Genomic DNA, 21,216 nt, shown 5'->3' with positions numbered 1-21,216 from the left:
AAAATGTCATCCGGCAGTCGCCGGGGCTCCTGTCGGGGATGAACCCCGACAGGGTATACGCCGATATAGCGAGGGTCTATCGAAACATCATCATGGTGTATTAATGATGTTTCTGGGGATCCCTCAGCCCTGACGGGCCGTTTTACTATCTGCTTCTGCAATAACAATTAGTCATTACCGAATAAATCACGGGTATAAACTTTGTCTTCCACATCCGCCAGTTCTTGCGCCATACGGTTGGAGATAATGACATCCGCTTCCTTTTTGAACGCGTCCAGATCGCGTACCACGCGGGAGTGGAAGAATTCATCTTCCTGCATCACCGGTTCATAAATGATGACCTGCACGCCCTTCGCCTTAATACGCTTCATGATGCCCTGAATCGAAGAGGCGCGGAAGTTATCGGAACCGCTCTTCATGATCAGACGATAAACGCCCACCACCTTCGGTTTACGCGCGAGGATGGAATCTGCAATAAAGTCTTTGCGTGTACGGTTAGCATCTACAATCGCCGAAATAATATTATTCGGTACCGACTGGTAGTTGGCCAGCAGTTGTTTGGTATCTTTCGGCAAGCAGTAGCCACCATAGCCAAACGACGGGTTGTTGTAATGATTGCCAATACGCGGATCAAGACATACGCCTTCGATAATTTGACGGCTGTTCAGCCCCAGGCTTTCTGCATAGCTATCCAGTTCGTTGAAGTACGCCACGCGCATCGCCAGATAAGTGTTGGCGAACAGTTTAATCGCTTCGGCTTCCGTGGAGTCAGTGAACAGCACGCGAATATCTTTTTTGATAGCCCCTTCCTGCAGCAACGCCGCAAAACGCTCGGCACGTTCGGAGCGTTCGCCGATAACGATACGCGACGGGTGCAGGTTATCGTACAGCGCTTTACCTTCGCGCAGGAATTCCGGTGAAAAGATAACGTTATCAATGCCGTATTTTTCACGGATGGATTGGGTAAAGCCCACCGGAATGGTGGATTTAATGATCATCACAGCTTGCGGGTTGATCTCATTAACATCGCGGATCACTGATTCCACGCTGCTGGTGTTGAAGTAGTTCGTTTTCGGATCGTAATCCGTCGGCGTGGCAATGATGACGAAATCTGCTCCGCGATAGGCCTCGAGTTTGTCCGTCGTCGCGCGGAAGTTCAGCGGCTTATTCTGCAAATACTCCTGGATCTCCTTATCGACAATGGGAGAGATCTTCTGATTAAGCATATCTACTTTGGACTGAACGATATCCAGCGCCACCACTTCATGGTTCTGCGCAATCAGAATCCCGTTTGATAGTCCAACGTAACCTGTTCCGGAGATTGTTATTTTCATTCGATAAGCAACTTTTGTGAGTGTATGAAACCGGAGATGACGATCCCGTCGCCACCCGCTTAATATCAATAACTGTTGGGGTTTTTACCTCTTCTGTTGAGGGACTGTCAAGGCGACAATCTGCCGTCAACAGCGACGTTTACGTATGGTTTAGCGGCCAATAATCGACAAAATGAATATGACTGCCCGAAAAAACGGCGGCTAAAGCAAAAAAAAGCCCGGCTTTAGCAACCGGGCCCGAGTAAACCAGAGGGGTGATTATCAGATTAATCCAGCCACTCGGTATGGAACACGCCGTCTTTATCGGTGCGCTTATACGTGTGCGCGCCGAAATAATCACGTTGAGCCTGGATCAGGTTCGCTGGCAGTACCGCAGAACGGTAGCTGTCGTAGTATGCCACCGCTGCAGAGAAGGTCGGTACCGGAATACCATTCTGCACGGCATAAGCCACTACATCACGCAGCGCCTGCTGGTAGTCATCCGCAATTTTCTTGAAGTACGGTGCCAGCAGCAGGTTTGCAATAGCCGGGGTCTCGGCATAAGCGTCGGTGATTTTCTGCAGGAACTGCGCACGAATGATACAGCCAGCGCGGAAGATCTTCGCGATTTCGCCGTAATTCAGATTCCAGTTGTGCTCGTCAGAAGCAGCACGCAACTGAGAGAAGCCCTGTGCATAGGAAACAATTTTACCGAGGTACAGCGCACGGCGTACTTTCTCGATAAATTCAGCTTTATCACCCGCCGGTTTCGCCTGCGGACCGGATAGCACCTTAGACGCGGCAACACGCTGCTCTTTCAGGGAAGAGATATAGCGCGCAAACACGGATTCGGTAATCAGCGACAGTGGCTCACCGAGATCCAGCGAACTTTGGCTTGTCCATTTGCCGGTGCCTTTATTCGCCGCTTCGTCGAGGATCACATCAACCAGATATTTACCTTCTTCATCTTTCTTAGTGAAGATATCTTTGGTGATGTCGATAAGATAGCTGCTCAGCTCGCCAGCGTTCCACTCACTGAAGGTTTTCGCCAGCTCTTCATTAGAGAGATTCAGGCCGCCTTTCAACAACGCATACGCTTCAGCGATTAACTGCATGTCACCATATTCGATGCCGTTGTGCACCATTTTAACGTAGTGGCCCGCGCCGTCCGGACCAATATATGTCACGCAAGGTTCGCCATCTTCCGCCACTGCAGCAATTTTGGTCAGGATCGGAGCAACCAGGTCGTAGGCTTCTTTTTGACCGCCAGGCATAATTGATGGGCCTTTCAGCGCGCCTTCTTCACCACCGGAAACGCCGGTGCCGATGAAGTTGAACCCTTCTTCAGAAAGTTCGCGATTACGACGAATGGTGTCCTGGAAGAAAGTATTGCCGCCATCAATAATGATGTCGCCTTTATCGAGATATGGCTTGAGGGAGTCGATAGCAGCATCGGTGCCTGTCCCCGCTTTAACCATCAACAGGATGCGGCGCGGGGTTTCCAGAGATTCGACAAATTCTTGTACGGTGTAGTAAGGAACTAGCTTTTTGCCCGGGTTTTCGGCAATCACTTCTTCGGTTTTTTCGCGTGAGCGGTTGAAAACTGAAACGGTGTAGCCACGGCTCTCAATGTTGAGCGCCAGGTTGCGCCCCATCACTGCCATACCAACAACGCCGATTTGTTGCTTGGACATTACATACTCCTGTCAGGTTTGGTCACCGCTGCTTGTGCGCGGCTTGAAATGTGGCCTAGATGTTAACTCAGGATAGACAAAAGAGGATAGCGTTTGATGCGCTCATAGGCGCGAACGCCTGATTAGCACTCGCAACGCTGGTGATTCATCTGATGTACAGACCCCAGATTGTCTGGCTTTTAAGAAGTTTGCTGGTACAAAATGGGGATGTTAGCGGCAAGAAATATTCATTAACTATTTGATTTTCAGTATGTCTTTAAGTCTCAATGCTTCCGCGTCTTTGGGCGATAGCAAAGGAAGCTGCATTGCCGGGATCGGCCATACAATGTTGACGTCTTCGTCATCCCAGCGCAGAGAAAGTTCTGCTTGTGGGGCATAATAGCCCACACATTTATAAATCACTTCAGCCGTTTCACTCAGTACATAAAACCCATGAGCGAACCCCTTCGGGATCCATACTTGATGTCTATTATCAGCCGAAAGCTCAGCGCCAATCCATTGACCAAAGCTGGCAGAGCCGGGACGTAAATCGACCGCAACATCAAACACTGTGCCCTGAACACAACGAACTAACTTGCCTTGGGCAAAAGGCTCCTGCTGAAGATGAAGTCCTCTCAATACATTTTTCTTCGATCTTGAGTGGTTATCCTGCACAAATTCTGCAGTAACGCCGGTTGCCTCCTCGAAAAGTTTTTGGTTAAAACTTTCGTAAAAAAAACCGCGATCGTCACCAAAAACCTTAGGTTCAAACAGCAATACATCGGGAAGGGCAGTTTTAATAACATTCATTACTCAGCACCTTTGAGTATCTTAAGCAGGTACTGTCCATACGCATTTTTCGACAGCGGCTCGGCAAGCTTTTTGACCTGTGCTGCATTAATAAAGCCTTTGCGATAGGCAATTTCTTCCGGGCAGGAGACTTTGAGCCCCTGACGCTGTTCGATGGTGGCAATAAAATTACTCGCTTCGATCATGCTCTGGTGAGTCCCCGTATCCAGCCAAGCATAACCACGTCCCATCATCGCGACTGAGAGCTCGCCTTGCTGCAAATAGAGGCTGTTGATATCGGTAATTTCCAGCTCACCACGTGCGGATGGGGTGAGACTTTTCGCCATCGCGACAACACGGTTATCGTAAAAGTAGAGCCCGGTAACAGCGTAATTACTCCTCGGTTCGCGGGGTTTCTCTTCCAAAGAAATGGCTGTGCCGTTACTGTCAAATTCTACCACGCCATAACGTTCTGGATCGTTTACATGGTAGGCGAAAACGGTCGCACCGCTCTCTTTACGTACCGCTTCTTGCAGTTGTCGGGGCAAGTCATGCCCGTAGAAAATATTGTCACCCAACACCAGCGCACAATTGTCGCTGCCGATAAACTCTTCACCAATAATAAATGCCTGCGCCAGCCCGTCCGGATTCTGCTGCACTTTGTAGTGCAGAGTCAGTCCCCACTGGCTACCATCGCCAAGAAGCTGCTCAAAGCGATGTGTATCCTGTGGGGTGCTGATAATGAGGATGTCACGAATACCCGCCAGCATCAGTACCGAGAGTGGATAGTAAATCATCGGTTTGTCGTAGATGGGCAACAACTGTTTACTCACTGCCATCGTAACGGGATAAAGCCGGGTCCCGGATCCTCCCGCAAGAATAATACCTTTACGTGTTGTCATTTTTTCTCCGCTTGCAGAAGCGTCAATATTCATGCGTTAGAATTTTTATTTGGCGGTCGAGGCGCTAAACCACTCATTAAGTACACGTTTTACGCCTTTTTCCCATGCTGGCAAAACCAGATTGAATGTCGACTGGAATTTCGTTGTATCCAGTCTGGAATTCAACGGACGCCTCGCCGCGGTGGGATAATTATGCGTATCAACAGCATTTAACGTCTTGATAGCCAGTGGAATACCGGCTTTTGTCGCTTCTGCAAATATCAGCTTAGCGTAGCCGTACCAGGTAGTGCTTCCTGATGCAACAAGGTGGTAAATCCCGGCTACTTCAGGCTGATGTATCGCAACGCGAATGGCATGCGCTGTACAATCGGCCAATAACTCCGCGCCCGTTGGCGCTCCAACCTGATCGTTAATGACGGAAAGTTCGGTGCGCTCCTGCGCGAGTCGAAGCATCGTCTTCGCAAAGTTATTCCCTTTGCCCGCATAAACCCAACTAGTACGAAAAATCAGATGCTTTGGGCAAAGCTGTTGCAGGGCTTTCTCACCGGCCAGTTTAGTTTCACCGTAGACGTTCAGCGGCCCGGTTTCATCGTTTTCATGCCAAGGGCGATCGCCCGTTCCCGGAAAAACATAGTCTGTCGAGTAGTGGACAACCCACGCGTTCAGTGTGGCGGCTTCGTGGGCAATCGCCTCCACGCTGGTTGCATTAAGCAAATGAGCAAAGTCATGTTCGGATTCGGCTTTATCCACGGCAGTGTGCGCTGCCGCGTTGACAATCACATCCGGGCGCAGGCGGCGAACTGTCCCTGCTACGCCCTCAGGGTCACTGAAATCGCCACAATATTCGGCAGAATCCACATCGATGGCAATCAAGTTGCCAAGCGGGGCCAAAGCACGCTGCAACTCCCAGCCGACCTGCCCGTTCTTACCGAACAATAAAATGTTCATCAGCGTTTCTCATAATTTTGTTCAATCCAGGTTTTATACGCGCCGCTTTTTACATTTTCGACCCAGCGCGGGTTATCCAGATACCACTGCACGGTTTTACGGATGCCGGACTCGAATGTTTCTATTGGTTTCCAGCCCAATTCACGACCGATTTTACTGGCATCAATCGCATAGCGTCTGTCATGCCCGGGACGATCGGCGATATACGTGATTTGCGACCGATAGGAAACGGCTTTTGGCACAATTTCATCGAGTAGATCGCAAATAGTATGTACAACCTCAAGGTTCTGTTTTTCGTTATAGCCGCCGATATTGTAGGTTTCACCAACAACACCTTTAGTCACCACGGTATATAGCGCTCGCGCATGATCCTCCACATAAAGCCAATCGCGAATTTGGTCGCCTTTGCCATAAACGGGCAGCGCTTTGCCTTCCAGCGCATTCAGGATAACCAGCGGGATCAGCTTTTCCGGGAAATGATAAGGTCCGTAGTTGTTGGAACAGTTGGTCACGATGGTTGGCAGACCGTATGTTCGCAGCCAGGCGCGGACAAGGTGATCGCTGGACGCTTTCGATGCGGAATAGGGACTGCTTGGCGCGTAAGCCGTTGTTTCTGTAAATAGTGGCAGCGCCAGGGGATGCTCGTCCGGATGCGGCAAATCACCGTAGACTTCATCCGTAGAAATATGGTGAAAACGGAAAGCCTTTTTCGCGTCGTCTGGTAGAGCTGACCAATAATTGCGGGCCGCTTCAAGCAAGACATAAGTACCGACTATGTTGGTTTCAATAAATGCCGCCGGGCCTGAGATAGAGCGGTCAACATGGCTCTCCGCTGCAAGGTGCATTACCGCGTCCGGTTTATGCTCTGCGAAAATGCGGGCCATTTCTGCGGCATTGCAAATATCAGCGTGTTCAAAAGCGTAACGGTCATTGTCAGAAACCCCGGTGAGGGATTCGAGATTTCCGGCATAGGTTAATTTATCAACATTTACCACGGCGTCGAGGGTGTGCTTAATAATGTGCCGGATAATCGCTGAACCGATAAAACCGGCGCCACCTGTAACTAGAATTTTCACGTTATCAATTCCGTTTATTAATGAAGAAGTACATAACTTGCTTATCATCACAGCAGCAAAGGTTGTGCGTAAGGCAGAAGTACACTCAGTACCTATGGAGCCAGTGCAAGTCACTGCAAATGGCAAAAGTATAACCACTCAGATACTAAATCGCCGAAGAAGCAGCTGGAAAAGATTCCTTAAACGTACACTCTTTTCGCAAACATCAAAGGGTTGATTAGCGATAGTTTCTTACTCTTTTCTTGCGGATTTTTATAATCTGAATGCGAGAAGTACCAGGAGGGGTTATAGAGAGGAAAATATTTTAAAAATCAAAGAAGTTAAAAGGCGTGACAGAGGCTAAACATTATGATGCCCATTCACGCCGGAAAATGCACAACAATCAGGTTATAGCGACGTTAATTTTTGCAGGACGAGCTTAACAAGCATTTTTGCTTGCTCTTCACTTTCCGCCTCGGTATAGCATCGTAATTCTGGCGCATTGCCTGATGGCCGTAAGTGGATAATATTCCCATCAGTAAGCGTGAATCTTGCACCATCGGTGTTATCAACATTTACACAACTCGATGAAGCCAATCCAAGCTGAGATAGAAAAGTTTGCGGTGATGTCATCGCATTAGTGATGATTTCCTGGCTCTGGCTACTCGGAAAATCTTTCAATCTATCGGACCATGTAAAGCGCCGTGGTAATTTTCCGACGAGGGTTGAAATCTTTTCTTGGGTCGCCAAAACTAACAACATTAGTGCTGGCAAGATCGCGTCCCTTGTAGGTAAGGCTGCCAATTTGACACCATTGACGTTAATATTTGAAGCTAATAAGAAGCCCCCATTAGCTTCAAACCCGGCAACAGAGGAATAGCTTTTATTTAATGTATCAAACGCAGCAATGACATAAGGAGAACCAATTTTAGTATGCTCTACTGACTTAAATTTCTTTGATAAATCAATAGCTGTATTGCAGCTCACCGGAATAGCTACAGCTTCTATTTTCAGTGCAGTCGCCGCGAGTAGCCCCAGAATATCCCCACGTAGCCAATTTCCCGTTTCATCTGCTACGAGTGGACGATCGCCATCCCCGTCAGTTGAAAAAATGGCATCGAGTTGATATTCATTCGACCAGCGCCTGGCCATTAAGCGATCTTCCTCACTAACTGCTTCTGTATCAATTGGTACAAAGTGATCGCTGCGCCCAAGTGAAACTACCTCAGCACCAAGTTCTCGAAATAACGATGCGTAGATATCACGGCCCGCACTGGAATGTTCATAAATACCAATACGCTTTCCAGCCAATAACGAGGCACTGAACAACGAAGTGTATCGCTTAATGTAGGCATCTGATCCTGCGAAGGTGACTTCTAGCTTAGGAAGTTGACTTAGAGGCGAAAATGCAAATGAACTCTGCAAAATAGCCTTTTCGTCTTCTTTGGTGATTTCACCATCAGGGCGGTAGAACTTTAGCCCATTACGATCAAACGGTATATGGCTTCCTGTGACCATAATGCAAGGAATTGAGTGCTGCATTGAATAGAAAGCGAGTGCAGGTGTCGGGATAACACCATGAAATTCGACCCAAAAACCGTGCTGTTTAGCAGCCAATGCGCATGCCTGGGCAATTTTATAACTACTGGGACGATTGTCTATCGCAATGGCAACGGTAGTAAAACGATATTTTTTGCTAATAACATCCAAAAAGGCATGCGCGAATGCTGCACAAACATTCTGTGTAAAATCACCTACCAGACCTCTTGCACCACTCGTTCCAAAAGCGATGCCACTCTCACTTATCACACGATTTGAATTCAACATATACATCATTTCTTAATAAATTGAGGAATCTTCGAAAGATTTTTGTAAGCCAACGCCAAAGGCCATATTATGCGATACTTTTTCATGACATGAATGTCTTCACGTGATTTAGCAATCATTGATGATAAAGATCGGTTGCTAATACCACCCACACGCATTTTGACGAGGATTTTTGGCAAATAGGCGATGGCGATACGTTGTAGAAGAATATAACGAAGCACCGAATCATAATCAGCGGAAATACGATAATCGAGAGAAAAGTTACCATACTCCAGATAACAAGTACGTTTCATATAGAATGAAGGGTGCGGAGGCATCCAGCCTAATTGCATTTTTATGCGACTAAAAATTCCACTTTTCCATAATCTGATACGCTTGTCGGTATCATGCTTAGACACATACTCCAAATCGCCATAGACCGCGTCACAACCTGTTTTTTCGAATGTTTCAGCGATATCAGCTAACGCATCGTTATAAGCAAGTAAATCGTCTGAATGTAAAAAGCCAATAACATCCCCTGTCGCAGCATTGATGCCTTTATTCAAAGCATCATAAATGCCTTTATCAGGTTCACAAATGATTTTGGAAATCTTACTGCAATGCTTTTTAATGAGTTCGACGGTTGCATCTTTAGATGCACCATCAACAATAATGTATTCAATATTAGGATAGCTTTGATTTTCCAGCGATGTAAGCGTATCAAGGAGGGTTTTTTCACTATTGTATGTTGCTGTAATGATAGAAATTCGCATTAATAACCAACCCCAGTGGATGAAACGCGGACAACATCATCTTCTGCTAAATATACACCGGAACGAACTTCTATGATCTCAAGAGGGATTTTTCCTGGATTTTCAATCGCGTGTGGCACACCAACGGGTATGTATGTTGATTCATTTTCACTAACTAAATATGTTTTATCTTCAAGGTGAACCTTTGCCGTGCCGGATACAACAACCCAATGCTCGGTGCGATGATAGTGGATTTGTTTCGCAGTTAGTTGTCCCGGTTGTACAATCACATGTTTTACTTGATAACGCTGGCCTTCTGCGATGGTATCGTGGCTACCCCAAGGACGAAAGATTTCCCGATGTTGAAGGTATTCTGGGCGATTTTCTTTTTTAAGCTGCGCAACTATATTTTTAACCTGCTGAACTTTTTCTTTATGCGCAACAAGTACGGCATCTTTTGTTTCAACAACGATCAGGTCTTTCACGCCGACAACACCAATCAACCGATGTTGAGAATAAATGTAACTTCCAGAAGCATCTTCCGTAAGAACATCCCCACGGATAGCATTATGATTTTCATCTTTTGGTGTGATATCCCAGAGTGCAGACCATGAGCCCACGTCACTCCATTGTGCATCAAGCGGAACAACAACCGCTTCCGCTGTTTTCTCCATTACCGCATAGTCTATAGATTCTTCAGGACATCCACTGAACTGTTGGCTATCAATGCGAATAAAATCCAGATCGCGCGTTGAGGCAACAAGAGATTGCTCACAAGCAGTAAGAATATCCGGGCGGAATTTCTGTAATTCAGCGAGGAATGCCGATGCCTTGAACATAAACATCCCGCTGTTCCACAAATAATGTCCATCTGCAAGATACTCACTCGCAACGGCAAAATTGGGTTTCTCTACAAACGCTGCAACTTTATATCCTTCACCATCAAGCCGTTCGCCCATCCGAATATAGCCATATCCAGTTTCAGGTGAAGTGGGAACAATGCCAAATGTAACCAGCTTACCTTCACTGGCAAACTTCTCAGCCTCCTTCACTGCCGCTATGAATCTGTTTTGATCTTGTATTTCATGATCGGCAGCAAGTACCAGCATGATAGGATCATGACTGATAATTTGCGCCTGGAGAGCAGCCAAAGCCACAGCCGGTGCTGTATTTTTTCCGTCTGGCTCAAGTATTATCCCGCTATGTTGCAGCTCAGCTTTACGAAGTTGCTCTGCAACAATGAAGCGATGCGATTCATTACAAATGATGAGGGCAGGTTGATGATCTACACCATCGAGACGGCGTAGAGTCTCCTGGAGCATCGTCTGGCAGGTATTCAATGACAGAAATTGCTTGGGATATAGCGTGCGTGAAAGCGGCCAAAGCCTTGTACCGGAACCACCGGCCATTACGACGGGAAGTAACATATGTATTACCTTGGTAAAAAATAGTTTTCGTATAACGATGCACTAAAGGAGTGTACAGTAAACCGCCCACATTAAATTAATAAAAATCAATACGTTGGTCCAGCAGCAAGGAAAGTGTTGTCCTTTTCGTACGAACAAATAATGTGTTGTGAAATCTCCATCCGGAAATTGTCATTATAAAATGACGTCCGAAAACTCAATTAACATGAGCGAGTTGATATCCGATTCCTGGTCAAGTTATTCATGACTTATACGAGAAAAGCATATTTTATGAAGAGACGATCGCCTGATACAAAAAAGCAATTTTGAGCCGGGCGAATTGTGGCGCTGCACTAGCAACGCCTTACCTTCTTGATTACTTATGATGGAATCTAGTGTGTTAATGCCGTATTTGCAACAAAAGTTTCAAACAAGCCTCGCTCCCATCTTGATCCATTTTAGCCTCTGAAAGCATTGAGGTTCTCCAGATACCACGCGTAGGTGAGTTTTAAACCTTCGTGAAGAGTATAGCGATACTCCCAGCCGAGACCTTTAAGTCGACTTACATCCATCAGTTTACGAGGTGTACCGTCTGGTTTTGTCGCATCAAAAACAATATTGCCTTTATAGCCAACCACTGTTGCCATTGTTTCAGCCATTTCTCTTATCGAGCAGTCGACACCTGTTCCAACATTGATATGCGAAAGCATAGGCTGCGTTTTAGACTGATATATTTCATCATCTAATTCCATTACATGAATGGATGCCGCAGCCATATCGTCAACATATAAGAATTCGCGCATCGGCTTTCCGGTACCCCAGACAACAACCTCTGGTGAGCTGTTTTCTTTGGCTTCATGGAAGCGACGCAGTAGTGCAGGAATGACATGTGAATTATCCGGGTGGAAATTATCATTCATGCCATAAAGGTTTGTTGGCATTACGCTGCGATAGTCCCGACCATATTGCCGATTATAGGATTCACATAGCTTGATCCCAGCAATTTTTGCAATGGCATAGGGCTCATTGGTTGCTTCCAGGATCCCTGTCAACAAGGCATTTTCAGACATAGGCTGTTCAGCATGTTTCGGATAGATGCAGCTGGAACCAAGGAACAAAAGTTTTTGCACTCCGGCCAAATGCGCTGAGTGGACAATATTGCTTTCAATAATCAAATTCTGATAAATGAATTCCGCCGGATAAGTATTATTCGCATGAATTCCGCCAACTTTCGCCGCAGCCAGATAAACTTGATCAATTTGGTTCTCTTTGAAAAAGTTCTGGACGTCCTGTTGCGATGTTAAATCAAGCTGTTGACGTGTTTTAACGACTAATTCTACATCTTTTCGCGTTTGTAATTCGCGGCAAATAGCGGAGCCAACCATACCGCGGTGACCAGCTACGTAAATGCGTTTTTTGCTCATCTACTCAGTGCTCCAATGAGACCGCAACATCATAACCATGACTCTTAAGTAGTGCATGCTGTCTGGCTTTAGCAAGATCGCCTGCAACCATCTCTTTGCACATCTCTTCGACGGTAATTTCCGGTACCCAGCCTAATTTTTCTTTCGCTTTAGTAGGATCTCCTAGCAATGTTTCGACTTCTGCTGGGCGGAAATAGCGCGGGTCAACGCGAACAATAACATCGCCAATGCTTACACCAGTTGCACATTCCGAAGTTTTTCCAATAACTGTGGCGATTTCATCGCGCCCTTCCCCTGTAAACTCAAGCTCAAGACCAACTTCTTTCGCCGACATACGAACAAACTCGCGCACGGAAATTTGGTTGCCCGTAGCGATAACAAAATCCTCTGGTTGCTCTTGCTGCAACATCATCCATTGCATGCGAACATAATCTTTTGCATGGCCCCAGTCACGCAAAGAATCCATATTGCCTAAATAGAGGCAGCTCTCTATACCCAGCGCGATATTCGCAATCGCACGGGTAATTTTTCGTGTAACAAAAGTCTCACCACGGCGTGGTGATTCATGATTAAACAGAATGCCGTTACAGGCATACATGCCATAAGATTCACGATAATTGACAGTGATCCAATAAGCATAAAGCTTAGCTACCGCATAAGGAGAGCGCGGATAAAATGGCGTAGTCTCACGCTGCGGAATTTCTTGAACGAGACCATAAAGTTCTGAAGTTGAAGCCTGATAGAAACGCGTATGCTTTTCCAGCCTGGCAATTCGGATAGCTTCTAGCAAACGTAATGTCCCCATTGCATCAACATCAGCTGTATATTCAGGCGATTCAAAGGAAACAGCGACGTGCGACTGGGCGCCTAAATTATAGACTTCATCAGGCCGAATCTCCTGTATCAGTCTGACAAGATTTGAGGTGTCAGTAAGGTCACCATAATGTAGAAAGAAATTGGGATTCTCTTCATGTCTATCTTGATAGATATGATCAACCCTTTCTGTGTTGAATAGCGAAGAACGTCGTTTAATTCCATGCACTTCATAATTATTTTTTAATAATAATTCAGCAAGGTATGAACCGTCTTGACCAGTTATACCAGTAATAAGTGCTTTTTTCATTCTACCTCCAACAGTCTTTTATATAAGCTAATAGTTTCATTAGCCATTTTATTCCATGAAAAATTTTCAGCGTGTAGCAATGCTTTTTCAATTAAATCTTTTCTGAAATTACCTTTTTTGAGTTTATTCAAAGCTAAGCTAAAGGCTTCCGGACTATTTTCCTTAACAAGGATGGCTGCATTTCCACAAACTTCAGGTATTGATGAAGAATCCATCGCTATTACAGGGCAGCCAGCCTTCATTGCCTCAAGTGCAGGAATACCAAACCCTTCATATAATGAAGGATATAGTAAACAAAAGGCATTATTATACAATTCATTCAACGCACTATCATTAGTAAATCCTAAAAATTTATATCTTTGCGGAAGTTTTTTATTCAATAAATCAACTTCGAAAGCATTCAACTCTCCACCACCAATAATGTATAACTGCAAACATTCATCAAGGGATACAGACGTCACTGCCGTTTCGAAATTTTTATATCCATAGCGACTCCCAATATAAATGACATAATCATTCTTTTGCTTTTTTTTTGAATCATCTTTTAATAAATGAAAATGCTCACCCACACCATTATAGATTACTTGGATTTTGGAAGGGTCAACCTCGGGATAAAAATTAAGCAGATCGTTCCGGGTGTTCTCTGAAACACATATTATGTAATCTGAGTGAAGCACAGCGTGTCTTTTTTGCCATGCATGAATACTTTTTTTATATCCTCTAAAATATTTTTCATATATAAAATCATGAACTGTTGTGACGTTCAATAAATTTCTCGCGCAACCTATGCGATAATAACTTGAGTGAAAAATACTCTTTTTGTTATTTTGCATATTGGAGAAACTAACATTCCGATATCGCTCCAAAAAACGACTGCGATATTTAGTGCAACTCACATTAAAAAGATCAATTTCTTTAAGAGCGTGACTATTGTTCGGATATAATATTAAATTTAGATCGATATCACTAAAAAAACAAATATTTTTAATCAACTCATTGAAATATACTGAAATACCGCCATGTTTTTGCAACGAATATACAATCCCATCCACAATAACATTCATTAAAATCACCCCTTCGAAGTAAGATGCTCTATAATATTTGTCATTCTTTTTACCATGTCGTCTGTATTATATGTATACTGAATCGTTTTCATCGCTTTTAAAGAAATTGCATCTCGCTCAGTCTGAGGAAGACTCGCGAATTCCGTAAGGGTTTTAATTAGAGATTCCTGACTTCCTCTTTTGTAAGAGAATCCATTTACCTTGTTTTTAAAAGCCGAAAATTCTGGCATGTGATATCTTTCATCATCATGTATAATAGCAGGAAGGCCATAATTGAAAGCATGTATCAAACTTAATCCAACTGCGCCAGGGTAAACAAAAGCATCCGAAGACATCATTATTTTCGCCAAACTAGATTCATCGAACAAAGCGCCTAGCAAACGAACGCGAGGTCGCAGTCCATTGTCCGCTATCGCCCTGTCGATCTGTTCTTTCATCTCACCATCACCGACAATATCAAGATGTATATTTCCCGGTGTGTATTTTAGTGCTTTAATTAGAAATAATATATTTGCTTTTGGGGTTAACCGACCAACAAAAATTAATTTAATTAGGTTTGGATCACGAACGATATTTGCCGAATGTTTCTTTATTTCATTTTTAATACTATTTGAATCAAGACCATTATTAAGAGCATATGTTTTAACATGCTTAACCATTTCACATTCACGATCAGTATAAAGTAAAATTAGGTTAGCTAAGCACATGATTCTCAGTCTAAATTTCGCAAGCACACCGTAACTACCTGAAGACCAACCATGCCCCCACCAAATTACTTTTATTCGTCTTAATCGGCAAATAATTAACAGTAGCATATAATTTATAATTCGCGGATTTCCATTTAATATGACTACGTCATTTTTTTTCGCACATTTAATCAAAGGCAAATTCATATGCCAAAATATTTTTTTGCGGAAGAAGCTTATAAACCCAGGGCTATAATGCTGAATTACATGTTCATCAAGCGTTATTGATTTAACATTCAAGAAGTCTTTTTTACATGCATAAACTTCTACTTTGAAATTTTTAGCCAATCCTTTATAAAAAGCCTGTCTGTAGCTAGCAATAGCTGGTTGAATGAATATTAACCTCTGCATAGAATTATTTCTCTCAGCCTACGAATTATTTTCAACATCGAAACAGAAAAAAACAAGCGGGCGAATTGCCCGTTAACTATGCTACTACTAAATAATTTAGCTTTTCCCTGTAAATGTAACGCTATACATTCAACATGCCCATTTCGTGTTTTAAACCATAACTGATTGCCTTTCCTGTTAAAAACTTTAAAGTAAAAATATTCTTGTACTTTTCCATTTTTATAGGATGAGTTGTTTTGATTAATATTGTAATCAATATAACATGAATGAACGTCAAAAAGATTTAATATTTTAGATTGGTTTTTTAAGTAAAAAAGATAAAGTAAAGTCATATCACATACACCGCCTGGCATATTCATTTGCTTGTGATACATAAATTTATCCTGTAAGTTATTGATATTAAAATTGTATGTATCCAGGATGAATTTTATAAAATGACCTAGCCCCGCCAAGGTCCAGTAACTCACATGTGGCGAGGCGGTGAATTGATATTTCTTTTGGTTTTTCGGTACAAAAAAAGCTGCCATTTTACTACTATTTTCTAATAAGTCTGGCAGCTTATTCAAAAGCATGACATCAGAGTCAATGTGTATAAATTTTTCATAATTATATTGCTTGGCTATTTGGTACATATAAAAGTATCTTCGAAAGCAAATTTTTTCAAAAAACTCTGAGTTTGTTGACATATGAATATAACTACGCTCAAAATCCTCGAGCGGTTCGGATACAATTTGTTCACATGCGATCCAGTTTTCAGCCATATATTTATTTGTAGTGTCACCAACTAAGATAACAGGGTGATACTGAGAGCATAAAGAAATAGAATTCTCAAGGTAACCCTGGTTACCTTCATGGACAATGAATACTGGTATGTTCAAAATAGTTCCCGAAAGTTTAGTGCTTCTTCATGAAGTGCTTATGTGAAATGCCTAAGGCCGACAGAACCTTAACAAATATGAATTTACAAAAATTTATCAACCCAAAATGCTTCAAGTTAATAATGTATATTTCTTTTTTGGTTTTCCACGAATGATGGCTAGACAAACCAAAGTCCTCATAAATAGACACAGGAAATCCTAAATAAGTAAAAGGCATTACCTTGTAATATTTGCAAGTAAAATCGTAGTCGGAAAATAATCGATAATTTTCATCATAATATATATTAAGCAATTTATAAAAATAAGATTGATGGCACGCGTTTATGATCCCTAATGTAAGACTTGATGGATAATATGCTTTATTAATATTGCCACCGCTGTCTAATTTATCTCCATAGTAAACGAGGCTTTTTTTGTTATCACTTGATATAAATCTTTCAGTTTCACTTAAGACACTGCTATTACAAAAGGAATCACCAGCGTTAAGAAACAACACGTATTCGTCAGCCGGTTTTGAAAGTGCAATTCCTTTGTTCATTGCATTATATACACCGGTATCTTTTTCGGAAACATATTCATCTATGGAATCTTGTTGTTTTTTATAGCGTAAGTATTCCTTCGTTCCATCAGTTGAACAACCATCAATCACGATTAATCGATAACGCTTTCTGCATATATCTTGTTTCTCAACTGAGTCTATTGTCCTGGCTAACCCTGCTAAATTGTTCATAGTGATGGTTATAATCAAGAACATTTTTTATACCTAGTAACCATAATTATTAAAAAATATAGTAATCCCATCGTCGCTAAAGATGAAGAAAACATATATGAGAAAAACACCATTGATACCATTATTAGAATATAATTTTGATTTCGGTTTTTATCAGGCAAAAAAAACCAATGAAAGAAAAACACCAGTGAAAGAAAAAGGAAAGGAATAAATAATAGCACCCCCCCGCTCATTAAAACCTCAAGAATTATATTGTGAGGGTAATAATGCATATAATTCTCAACCAGCCCTCCCCCAAAAAAAACGTTATCCTCAAAAATTTGCAAAGCCGATGTATATTGACCGTAACGAATAGATAAAGACAGATTGGCTTCATCGGTTGAAAAATTAAACCGACTCAATATTGGTAAATAAATTATAAGTGTATTGTAAAAATAGATTATCATTCCTACGCATATTGTGACAACGGTTGAAATAATTATTTTATATTTAAAAGTTAAATTAAACAGCAGAAACCCTAAGAATGCAGCAAAAAGCGCAACTATCGGACCTCTTGATCCCGTAGCGATTATTATTGGCAAACATATTATTATAAATATCATTGATGTCAAAGAGACACCCTTATCCCATATATATATAATAATCAGCAGACAAAGATACTGACAAAGCGATATTGGATTTATTTTTTCGAATGATAAGCGATAATCGGACTCTAACCCTAAGTACCAACAGACAGCTACCAGAAAAACTATTATTATTCCAAAAGAGATAGAATATTTCCTGAAAGTGTAAAGTATGGTATCGTTAATATCAAAACAAAAAAAACTCGTTGGCAATAAAGTAAAAAAAATGACATTATTTATATAATGCTCTAATGTAAGCGATTCATGCTGAAATCCTGAAGCAAAATATTTCAAAATCAAAATAAAATATGCAAACTGAAAGATAATCAATGCACTCTGATAAGAGCAATATTTCAATCGTTGTGAAGAAATTAAAAGACATACTACAGATAAGAATAAACACAAACCTCTATATATTTGGGTCAGAGCATCAATTTTTGTTAATTCCGACGCTAACGCAAATAATACATAACCAAAAATATAGAATGCCAGATAAAAAGCAATTATCTTTACTTTTTTAGGCGGCTGGTTAGAAACGTACTTTGAACTATGATTTATACTGTTTCCGAAACCTGTCATTTTATTATCCTACGCATTATTATCCGATTAATTATCAAACCGGAAATAGCTGTCGTTAATGACATTAGCGCGAATACATACTCCAGTCCACCATTAAATTTCGTTAAAATAGTCAGCATCATAATATTTAATAAAGACTCTGCCAGTAGGACTATCGATACTTCTTTAAATAATTCACATCCATAGTAAACTATCGAGTTTATATAGGCTATGACCTGCAAAGTTACATATAAAGCAAACGTAAAACTAACCCAACTTTCAATAATAATTGTTTTCCCAGACCAATAATAAATAGTGACTGGCACTAGATAAATACCGACTAAGATAATAATAGGCGTACAATATAAATACCACCTAAGTATTTTAGAATATTGTCCCGCAATTTCTTTGCCTTTACCTAAGTGCATATCACCTGCAATCTTAGCCCACAAAGGATTACGCAGCATAACAACAACACCCATTAAAGTAAGCGACAATTTTTGCAAAACAACAAATGCTGAAATATATTCACCGCTTAATTTATTGATAACAGTTAATACACCGCCAGTATTTAAGTAGAAGGATAAAGACAGTAAGATAAAATAATATGATTGTTTTATTACTTTCAATGAATAGCTTCTATCGAAGTACTCCGTACTGAAGCGTATTTTTTTTATTACAAACAAGAAATTGACACTCTTAAAAAACAGCACGCAGCCGATATTTAAAAATATCATTTCAATAATACTAGGATTGTATTTCTCAGAATACATTGCGAAGATAATCAATACAGGTATTAAGTTGGAAAAAAAAATAAAAATATTATTTTTATAATTTTCCTGCACAGCGATCCTATAATTTTCAGCAATGGAAAATACAAATGTAAATAAACTTAACAAATATACTAAAACATACTCTTTACTTGCTTTTATCAAAATTGGCGCCATTAAAAGAGTTACAATCAAAGCAAAACCAACAAGCAAAGCCATTGCGGTAAAAATACAGCTGTTAATTCTATTTTTTTCTTTATTTATTGTTGCTCGAGAAATATCTCCTACAACAGTAGGCAATAATGCACCACCAAGGCTGAACATCCATGAAACACCAGCCGTGAGCACATTAAGTTTATTGAAGCCTTCATTTCCTAGTAATGCAATCACCAAAGGAACTGAAACGACTTGATATAATAATGTCGCGCTTCGTGCTAATATGCCATAAAAAAAACTATAGGTAAGATCTTTATTCATTGTTATTTATTAATTCTCTAATTTCATCATCGCTTAAATCCCACCATGCAGTCCCAATTAGACTTTTATATTTCTCTATAATTTTACGTTGGCCAATTTTTTTTGCAGGGATTCCGGCATAAATACCGTATGGTTCGAGATCCCGTGTTACAACAGCCCCCGTGGCAATAATAACTCCATCTCCAACAGTAATTCCTCCCGGAATAATAACATTATCACCAATCCAAACATCATTACCGATCACTGTCTTCTTATATTCTTGAATTTCAAGGTTTTTTAATGATAATCCAACGTACCCCAAAAAAAATTTTTTATAAATAAATGGACTTGTTGATAATAAATGTGTCGGATGACCTCCCAAACCGATTTTGACATGGCGACCAATAGAGCAAAATTTACCTATAGAGACATCACGAACTGAACTATAATTAGATATATAACTATAATCATCTATACTGCAATAAATCATAGAAACATGAGAATTTATAACGCTTTTTTTCGAGAGAGAGACTCCAGGATGTATTTTCGCACTGTAGTGTATATTATAACCTTTAACTTTTAGGAATAATGCTTTGAAGAAAGCTTTCATAATTTACTTAAATGTGAATTGTCCACGCTACCGCCCCTGGCTTACAGATTACCAGAATCTACCGAGACTTCTTCCTATACTGACGCGGACGATGCCCTCTTCAGTTAGGATACATTGTACGTTCTTTCATCAAACAAAAAACGGCAATAATGAATTCGAGGAAAAAATTCAAAATCGCCGATATTATATCAACTTATTTCATAACAAAACCAGCCCCTAATATTAACCTCTATCCCGGAGCAATTTCTTAATACTTTCGCGGAATTTCTGACCTTCTTTCAGGTTACGTAGACCGTAGTTCACAAAGGCCTGCATGTACCCCATTTTCTTACCGCAGTCATAGCTGTCGCCGGTCATCAACATCGCATCAACAGACTGTTTTTCCGCAAGTTGAGCAATCGCATCGGTCAATTGGATACGCCCCCAGGCACCCGGCTCGGTTTTTTCCAGTTCCGCCCAGATATCGGCAGAAAGTACATAGCGCCCCACTGCCATCAGGTCGGAATCCAGCGTCTGCGGCTGATCCGGTTTTTCAATAAACTGCACAATGCGGCTGACTTTACCTTCTGTGTCCAGCGGCTCTTTGGTCTGGATCACGGAATATTCAGAGAGATCGCCTTTCATGCGTTTTGCCAGCACCTGGCTACGGCCAGTCTCAGCAAAGCGTGCCACCATCGCCGCGAGGTTGTAACGCAGCGGATCGGCCGTTGCCGTATCCAGCACGATATCCGGCAGCACAACGACAAACGGGTTGTCGCCAACGATCGGGCGCGCGCAAAGAATTGAGTGGCCCAACCCCAGCGGCTGCGCCTGACGCACGTTCATAATCGTCACGCCTGGCGGACAAATAGACTGCACTTCCGCCAGCAACTGGCGTTTAACACGCTGTTCAAGCAGCGCTTCAAGTTCGTAGGAGGTGTCGAAGTGGTTTTCCACCGCGTTTTTGGACGAGTGAGTCACCAGAACGATTTCTTTGATCCCTGCAGCAACAACTTCGTCGACGATGTACTGAATCATCGGCTTGTCGACGATCGGTAGCATCTCTTTTGGAATCGCTTTCGTGGCCGGGAGCATATGCATTCCCAGACCGGCTACCGGAATAACTGCTTTCAAATTAACCATTATTTCTTCCACCTGTAATAATTGGATGAATTATAAACCTTTAACCTGTTTTCGCCAGTGCGTTGCAGCGAGGAAAGTGAAAGATGTTACGCCTAATGTCCCTGCAAGGCAGTAGAT

General features: G+C 42.0%; 19 protein-coding genes. All 19 read right to left on the bottom strand.

What is annotated here, in order from left to right; all coding sequences use genetic code 11:
- Positions 1–167 precede the first annotated feature (167 nt).
- Entirely contained in the window at positions 168–1,334 is a 1,167-nt protein-coding gene (gene ugd / locus BN2591_RS01230) for a UDP-glucose 6-dehydrogenase (RefSeq protein WP_086868396.1), read from the bottom strand.
- A gap of 266 nt (positions 1,335–1,600) precedes the next feature.
- Positions 1,601–3,007, bottom strand: a complete 1,407-nt coding sequence (gene gndA, locus BN2591_RS01225) for an NADP-dependent phosphogluconate dehydrogenase (protein ID WP_086868394.1) — start codon at positions 3,005–3,007, stop codon at positions 1,601–1,603.
- Positions 3,008–3,241: 234 nt separating this feature from the next.
- Positions 3,242–3,796: a dTDP-4-dehydrorhamnose 3,5-epimerase gene (gene rfbC, locus BN2591_RS01220; protein ID WP_086868392.1), complete on the bottom strand. Its 555-nt coding sequence runs from the start codon at positions 3,794–3,796 to the stop codon at positions 3,242–3,244.
- Complete coding sequence (gene rfbA / locus BN2591_RS01215) at positions 3,796–4,677, bottom strand: glucose-1-phosphate thymidylyltransferase RfbA (protein ID WP_086868390.1); 882 nt, start codon at positions 4,675–4,677, stop codon at positions 3,796–3,798. The genes rfbC and rfbA overlap by 1 nt, the downstream gene beginning before the upstream one ends.
- 45 nt (positions 4,678–4,722) lie before the next feature.
- Positions 4,723–5,625 (bottom strand): dTDP-4-dehydrorhamnose reductase, encoded by a 903-nt coding sequence (gene rfbD / locus BN2591_RS01210; RefSeq protein WP_086868388.1) that lies wholly within the window; start codon positions 5,623–5,625, stop codon positions 4,723–4,725.
- Positions 5,625–6,701 carry a dTDP-glucose 4,6-dehydratase gene (rfbB, locus tag BN2591_RS01205; RefSeq protein ID WP_086868387.1) on the bottom strand — a complete coding sequence of 359 codons (1,077 nt, stop codon included), beginning with the start codon at positions 6,699–6,701 and terminating at the stop codon, positions 5,625–5,627. The genes rfbD and rfbB overlap by 1 nt, the downstream gene beginning before the upstream one ends.
- Positions 6,702–7,088: 387 nt before the next feature.
- Positions 7,089–8,507, bottom strand: a complete 1,419-nt coding sequence (locus BN2591_RS01200; RefSeq protein ID WP_086868412.1) for a phosphomannomutase — start codon at positions 8,505–8,507, stop codon at positions 7,089–7,091.
- A gap of 5 nt (positions 8,508–8,512) precedes the next feature.
- A complete protein-coding gene (locus tag BN2591_RS01195; protein WP_086868385.1) occupies positions 8,513–9,259 on the bottom strand; it encodes a glycosyltransferase family 2 protein in 747 nt (248 codons plus the stop codon).
- Positions 9,259–10,665, bottom strand: a complete 1,407-nt coding sequence (locus BN2591_RS01190) for a mannose-1-phosphate guanylyltransferase/mannose-6-phosphate isomerase (RefSeq protein WP_086868383.1) — start codon at positions 10,663–10,665, stop codon at positions 9,259–9,261. Before BN2591_RS01190 ends, BN2591_RS01195 begins: the two co-directional genes overlap by 1 nt.
- Positions 10,666–11,102: 437 nt before the next feature.
- Entirely contained in the window at positions 11,103–12,068 is a 966-nt protein-coding gene (gene fcl, locus BN2591_RS01185; protein ID WP_086868381.1) for a GDP-L-fucose synthase, read from the bottom strand.
- Between the two features lie 4 nt (positions 12,069–12,072).
- A complete protein-coding gene (gmd, locus tag BN2591_RS01180) occupies positions 12,073–13,191 on the bottom strand; it encodes a GDP-mannose 4,6-dehydratase (protein ID WP_086868379.1) in 1,119 nt (372 codons plus the stop codon).
- A complete protein-coding gene (locus BN2591_RS01175; protein WP_086868377.1) occupies positions 13,188–14,255 on the bottom strand; it encodes a glycosyltransferase family 4 protein in 1,068 nt (355 codons plus the stop codon). Before BN2591_RS01175 ends, gmd begins: the two co-directional genes overlap by 4 nt.
- A gap of 5 nt (positions 14,256–14,260) precedes the next feature.
- Positions 14,261–15,352: a glycosyltransferase family 4 protein gene (locus BN2591_RS01170; RefSeq protein WP_086868375.1), complete on the bottom strand. Its 1,092-nt coding sequence runs from the start codon at positions 15,350–15,352 to the stop codon at positions 14,261–14,263.
- The gene (locus BN2591_RS01165; protein WP_086868373.1) at positions 15,340–16,230 is read right to left on the bottom strand and encodes a hypothetical protein; all 891 of its coding nucleotides are present in this window, start codon (positions 16,228–16,230) and stop codon (positions 15,340–15,342) included. Before BN2591_RS01165 ends, BN2591_RS01170 begins: the two co-directional genes overlap by 13 nt.
- A 16-nt stretch (positions 16,231–16,246) precedes the next feature.
- The gene (locus BN2591_RS01160) at positions 16,247–16,984 is read right to left on the bottom strand and encodes a glycosyltransferase (RefSeq protein WP_086868371.1); all 738 of its coding nucleotides are present in this window, start codon (positions 16,982–16,984) and stop codon (positions 16,247–16,249) included.
- On the bottom strand, positions 16,975–18,162 hold the full coding sequence (locus BN2591_RS01155; protein ID WP_086868369.1) for an O-antigen ligase family protein: 1,188 nt from the start codon (positions 18,160–18,162) through the stop codon (positions 16,975–16,977). Before BN2591_RS01155 ends, BN2591_RS01160 begins: the two co-directional genes overlap by 10 nt.
- Positions 18,159–19,388: a polysaccharide biosynthesis protein gene (locus BN2591_RS01150; RefSeq protein ID WP_143468226.1), complete on the bottom strand. Its 1,230-nt coding sequence runs from the start codon at positions 19,386–19,388 to the stop codon at positions 18,159–18,161. The genes BN2591_RS01155 and BN2591_RS01150 overlap by 4 nt, the downstream gene beginning before the upstream one ends.
- Complete coding sequence (locus BN2591_RS01145) at positions 19,381–19,977, bottom strand: CatB-related O-acetyltransferase (RefSeq protein WP_086868365.1); 597 nt, start codon at positions 19,975–19,977, stop codon at positions 19,381–19,383. The genes BN2591_RS01150 and BN2591_RS01145 overlap by 8 nt, the downstream gene beginning before the upstream one ends.
- Before the next feature lie 222 nt (positions 19,978–20,199).
- Positions 20,200–21,099, bottom strand: a complete 900-nt coding sequence (galF, locus tag BN2591_RS01140; protein WP_086868363.1) for a GalU regulator GalF — start codon at positions 21,097–21,099, stop codon at positions 20,200–20,202.
- Between the last annotated feature and the right edge of the window lie 117 nt (positions 21,100–21,216).

The organism is Kosakonia pseudosacchari, from assembly GCF_900184035.1.
GTDB classification, from domain to species: domain Bacteria; phylum Pseudomonadota; class Gammaproteobacteria; order Enterobacterales; family Enterobacteriaceae; genus Kosakonia; species Kosakonia pseudosacchari.
The sequence above is the reverse complement of the archived record's forward strand: the minus strand, read 5'-3'. Positions and strand labels throughout refer to the sequence as shown.

What these genes read in the sequence shown, in the direction of transcription:
- ugd (WP_086868396.1), bottom strand. Translation starts at nt 1,334, where the DNA reads ATGAAAATAACAATCTCCGGAACAGGTTACGTTGGACTATCAAACGGG.
- gndA (WP_086868394.1), bottom strand. Translation starts at nt 3,007, where the DNA reads ATGTCCAAGCAACAAATCGGCGTTGTTGGTATGGCAGTGATGGGGCGC.
- rfbC (WP_086868392.1), bottom strand. Translation starts at nt 3,796, where the DNA reads ATGAATGTTATTAAAACTGCCCTTCCCGATGTATTGCTGTTTGAACCT.
- rfbA (WP_086868390.1), bottom strand. Translation starts at nt 4,677, where the DNA reads ATGACAACACGTAAAGGTATTATTCTTGCGGGAGGATCCGGGACCCGG.
- rfbD (WP_086868388.1), bottom strand. Translation starts at nt 5,625, where the DNA reads ATGAACATTTTATTGTTCGGTAAGAACGGGCAGGTCGGCTGGGAGTTG.
- BN2591_RS01200 (WP_086868412.1), bottom strand. Translation starts at nt 8,507, where the DNA reads ATGTTGAATTCAAATCGTGTGATAAGTGAGAGTGGCATCGCTTTTGGA.
- BN2591_RS01195 (WP_086868385.1), bottom strand. Translation starts at nt 9,259, where the DNA reads ATGCGAATTTCTATCATTACAGCAACATACAATAGTGAAAAAACCCTC.
- BN2591_RS01190 (WP_086868383.1), bottom strand. Translation starts at nt 10,665, where the DNA reads ATGTTACTTCCCGTCGTAATGGCCGGTGGTTCCGGTACAAGGCTTTGG.
- fcl (WP_086868381.1), bottom strand. Translation starts at nt 12,068, where the DNA reads ATGAGCAAAAAACGCATTTACGTAGCTGGTCACCGCGGTATGGTTGGC.
- gmd (WP_086868379.1), bottom strand. Translation starts at nt 13,191, where the DNA reads ATGAAAAAAGCACTTATTACTGGTATAACTGGTCAAGACGGTTCATAC.
- BN2591_RS01175 (WP_086868377.1), bottom strand. Translation starts at nt 14,255, where the DNA reads ATGAATGTTATTGTGGATGGGATTGTATATTCGTTGCAAAAACATGGC.
- BN2591_RS01170 (WP_086868375.1), bottom strand. Translation starts at nt 15,352, where the DNA reads ATGCAGAGGTTAATATTCATTCAACCAGCTATTGCTAGCTACAGACAG.
- BN2591_RS01160 (WP_086868371.1), bottom strand. Translation starts at nt 16,984, where the DNA reads ATGTTCTTGATTATAACCATCACTATGAACAATTTAGCAGGGTTAGCC.
- BN2591_RS01155 (WP_086868369.1), bottom strand. Translation starts at nt 18,162, where the DNA reads ATGACAGGTTTCGGAAACAGTATAAATCATAGTTCAAAGTACGTTTCT.
- BN2591_RS01150 (WP_143468226.1), bottom strand. Translation starts at nt 19,388, where the DNA reads ATGAATAAAGATCTTACCTATAGTTTTTTTTATGGCATATTAGCACGA.
- BN2591_RS01145 (WP_086868365.1), bottom strand. Translation starts at nt 19,977, where the DNA reads ATGAAAGCTTTCTTCAAAGCATTATTCCTAAAAGTTAAAGGTTATAAT.
- galF (WP_086868363.1), bottom strand. Translation starts at nt 21,099, where the DNA reads ATGGTTAATTTGAAAGCAGTTATTCCGGTAGCCGGTCTGGGAATGCAT.